At 31.1% G+C, this 3,618-nt stretch carries 3 protein-coding genes and 1 pseudogene; 3 read left to right on the top strand and 1 reads right to left on the bottom strand.

Features of this window, described 5'->3' with window-relative positions:
• Window positions 1-636, bottom strand: a pseudogene (locus AFK68_RS05850) (ATP-binding protein); the annotation flags it as partial.
• 898 nt (window positions 637-1,534) lie between these two features.
• Between AFK68_RS05850 and AFK68_RS05840 the strand changes: the two are divergent.
• The 3 genes from AFK68_RS05840 to AFK68_RS05830 all read left to right on the top strand — a co-directional run bounded on the left by AFK68_RS05840 (window position 1,535) and on the right by AFK68_RS05830 (window position 3,422).
• Window positions 1,535-2,434 (top strand): ATP-binding protein, encoded by a 900-nt coding sequence (locus tag AFK68_RS05840; protein ID WP_094671966.1) that lies wholly within the window; start codon window positions 1,535-1,537, stop codon window positions 2,432-2,434.
• 3 nt (window positions 2,435-2,437) lie between these two features.
• Window positions 2,438-2,794, top strand: a complete 357-nt coding sequence (locus AFK68_RS05835; protein WP_094671965.1) for a hypothetical protein — start codon at window positions 2,438-2,440, stop codon at window positions 2,792-2,794.
• A 220-nt stretch (window positions 2,795-3,014) separates the two neighbouring features.
• Window positions 3,015-3,422, top strand: coding sequence for a hypothetical protein (locus AFK68_RS05830; protein ID WP_094671964.1), 408 nt, complete (start codon window positions 3,015-3,017; stop codon window positions 3,420-3,422).
• Window positions 3,423-3,618: the final 196 nt, after the last annotated feature.

Genomic DNA, 3,618 nt, shown 5'->3' with positions numbered 1-3,618 from the left:
ACTGTGAAAAAATTCTTGAATCATAGTAGCAGTAAATTCTATCCAGCGAGGGTTGCCTTGATAGATATCAATTAAATTTTCCCAAGTTTCTTGGTCTGATAATTTCTGCTTTTGCAGAATTTGTTTTGCTCCTAATTCTAAACTACCTAAAATTAGGGTTCGCACATAATTATTTTTGGTTTCTAGTTGAGCTATTTCTATAGGTTTTTCTCTACTATTTAATATGAAGCAACTTTGATGATTCATTTCGGTAATAAGTTTAAAAAATATCTGGTAATTTTCAGACTCAGTTTGATATTGACCTGCTATTTTTCCACTACAAAAAAGCATTTGCAGATCATCAAGAATAATCAAACACCGATATTGACGTAGGTAGTCGAGCAATTGGGAAATTTGAGTTTCAATATTTTGGGATATATCTGTTTTTTCGGGAAATATTTCTAACAATTTGGCAAGAGTTGTATTGAGTGATGGAGAAAAGCGCAGACTCCGATAAATGATGTAATTAAAATTAGTTTGGATTTGTTTAATTAATTGGAGTGTTAGGCTTGTTTTGCCTATTCCACTAATTCCTAAAACTGCAATGAGACGAGATGAATCTTTTAATATCCAGTTTTCCAAAGTTGTTAATTCGGAAGAGCGATCGTAGCAGTTAAAATCTTGGGGTGCTTCGGCTAAATATAGTTGTGGTTAATTTTTAGTTTCCTGATAATTTTCCACAGAAGTAGGCGATCGCCTCAGCGTTGCGGAGCAATATCGCTCTCTATCTGGAAAAATAGTAACATTATTAATTGTCGGATTATTTTTACAACCTCTTGAGTCAAGCTGTGAAAAATTATGGCTTTTTATCTTTTCAAATACACCTTTAAAATTAGCCTTCTTAACTTTTTCACCTAAGACTAATGAGAGAAGATTCCATAATTCTTGTCCGACATTTTTGACATGACTTTCACTAAAACCACTATCTTTAGCAATGTCTGGATAGGTTTTACCTTCTAAAGTACCTTTTAATACATTTTTTTGTAAATCATCTAAGTGTTTTTCTGTTTTAGCAAAGATTAAATCATCTACTAATTGTAATACTTNGACTTTCACTAAAACCACTATCTTTAGCAATGTCTGGATAGGTTTTACCTTCTAAAGTACCTTTTAATACATTTTTTTGTAAATCATCTAAGTGTTTTTCTGTTTTAGCAAAGATTAAATCATCTACTAATTGTAATACTTCGGTACTATTCATAAATCAATTAATATTAAATCCGCTTCTAATAGACCATTTACTTAAATCGCTGAATCCCTTGTAGAAAAAAGCTTTTAAACTTTAGGAAAATAGTCTCATTTTAACGGATATTGTACCAAAACTAAATTCTTTTTAATAGTACCATACTTTTAGTAATTTTCCTACTTTTATAGAGCGGATAAAGTTCGTACTTTTCCTACTGTCGGTAAAGGTGATTTTTGTTTAGGATAGGATTGTTTGCTGGTATAAAAAAAATCTAGCAATGGCAAAAGAAAGCCAACAGAATATCAAACCATGAAATTTGAAATAGTCAAGGAAAAGCAAAATTCTAATGCCAAAGATGAAGTAAGTAATTTACTCGAAACACCTAAATGGACATTAGAAGAAATAGCCTTGTCAAAAACTACAATTGAGCAAATCCAAGAAATGATTGCTTATGTAAAAAATAGGGAAAAATTGTTACTTGAATGGGAATTTAATCGTTTTCTCAAAACAGGTAATGGTTTAAGCATAAACTTTTTTGGATTACCAGGAACGGGAAAAAGTATTACTGCTGAAGCCATTGCCCAAAAATTAGGAACTAAGATTATCAAAGTTAATTATGGAGAATTAGAATCTGAATTAGTAGGTGGTACATCTAAGAATTTATCAAAAGTTTTCCAAGTAGCTGAAGAAAATCAGAGTGTATTATTTTTTGATGAAGCTGATGCGGTATTAAGTAAGAGAATTTCCAACTTATCCCAAGCAGCAGATCATGGTGTCAACTCTGCCAAAAGTACCTTATTAACATTAATGGATAAGTTTAATGGCGTAATCATATTTGCCACAAACTTATTTGAAAATTATGATGAGGCTTTTTTAAGGAGAATCATTTTTAACGTTGAGTTTCCCGTACCAGATATAGAAATGAGAACTCAACTTTGGCAATTTCATATATCTGAAAAAGTTCCTAGAAATATCACTTATAAAAGAGCGGCTGAAATTAGTGAAGGATTATGTGGTGGAGATATTAGAAACATCACAATTAAACTCGGATTAAAATTGCTAGTTGGTAAAGTTAAAGCTATTGATGAAGAAATTCTCAATGAAGAAATCAACAAATATAAAACTATCAAACTCCGTCACAAAAAAATTAATTTAGCAGAAGCAGTTGTGGTAGAAAACGGAAACAATTCAAATTTAGAGGAGGAATAAATTATGCTTCTTATTGCCCACTGGGTTATTGTTGCTGGAGCTGCCTTATTAGGTGCAGCTGTTGGTGGTACTGTTGGTTATTTTTGGGATGACATAACAGCTTGGGCTAATCGTGTAATAGGATATATAATAGACGCAATTAATTATGCTATTGAAGTAACTTCTGATGCTATTGTTTCTTTAGTTAAAGAAGGTCAACGTTATTATAAACTAGCAGAAGTTTATGTGATGGATATTCGCACTAATAAAGTAAGAGTAGAATCAAGACGGCAAGAAATACCATCACCTGATGTACCTCAAGAATATAAAGAACAGCTTATGAGGAAGGCAAAATTAAAATTGATGCAAAACGCAACTTAAAGTTGGTCAAGAAAACAGGAAATAAGGAATAATATATTTCTATTTGTCACAATAATGATATAGTTTCGGAGATAAAACCCTCCTACAAAAATAATAAACTTTCCCTGTTAACTCCTACTAAAAATATTTAATGTGGCAATAGTTTTTTAAACTGTTACAAACCAGCATTTATTCCATTAGTCAAAACTACAAAATATTAAACTGTTTGAGGAGGATATCTATGAGAGAAATACAGCAAGAAAACTTAGGAGATAAATTTGGCAAATTATTTAATACCATGAAAAATGCGAGTGAAAAAATATCACAAGCATTACAAGAAAATGATGTTGATATTGACACCTTTAACAGTATCGAGAAGGAAACTTTGAATTTTGATTTGCTGGAGAAAGATATTGAAAAAATCCACACAAGAATTGAGCAAGATGGATATTCTGTTTTAGGAAGTCGTCTTGTCCTTGATAACGAAAAAGACTTGATAGAAATTAAAACTTACAGTCAAAAAGGAGAAAAAAGTTTTGTGAATACTGTAAGCGCTAAAGTCAAACAAGTCACAAATATTCCTGCGGATATTCTAGAGGAAATTAAGATTAAAGGTCGCGTTGAAGTAAGTATTAAATTTGATGATTGATTTGACTTTAGATTTAATATCAAATTCGGTTAAACAATTGTCATTACAAAATTCGGGAAGCAATTCCAAAATCATAGAGATTGCTTCCTTCCATAAAGTGCATTTAAAAATATATTTTTTTGATAACTTAAGTAGTGTTGCTAACTTCTTTATACTCTTTTTGAGCGAAAAATAAAGGTATAAAGCCTCTCTATTC

It is taken from the genome of Hydrocoleum sp. CS-953 (assembly GCF_002260545.1).
Classification (GTDB): Bacteria; Cyanobacteriota; Cyanobacteriia; order Cyanobacteriales; family Microcoleaceae; genus Trichodesmium.
This window is presented reverse-complemented; position numbering and strand designations above follow the sequence as displayed.

What these genes read in the sequence shown, in the direction of transcription:
- AFK68_RS05835 (WP_094671965.1), top strand. Translation starts at nt 2,438, where the DNA reads ATGCTTCTTATTGCCCACTGGGTTATTGTTGCTGGAGCTGCCTTATTA.
- AFK68_RS05840 (WP_094671966.1), top strand. Translation starts at nt 1,535, where the DNA reads ATGAAATTTGAAATAGTCAAGGAAAAGCAAAATTCTAATGCCAAAGAT.
- AFK68_RS05830 (WP_094671964.1), top strand. Translation starts at nt 3,015, where the DNA reads ATGAGAGAAATACAGCAAGAAAACTTAGGAGATAAATTTGGCAAATTA.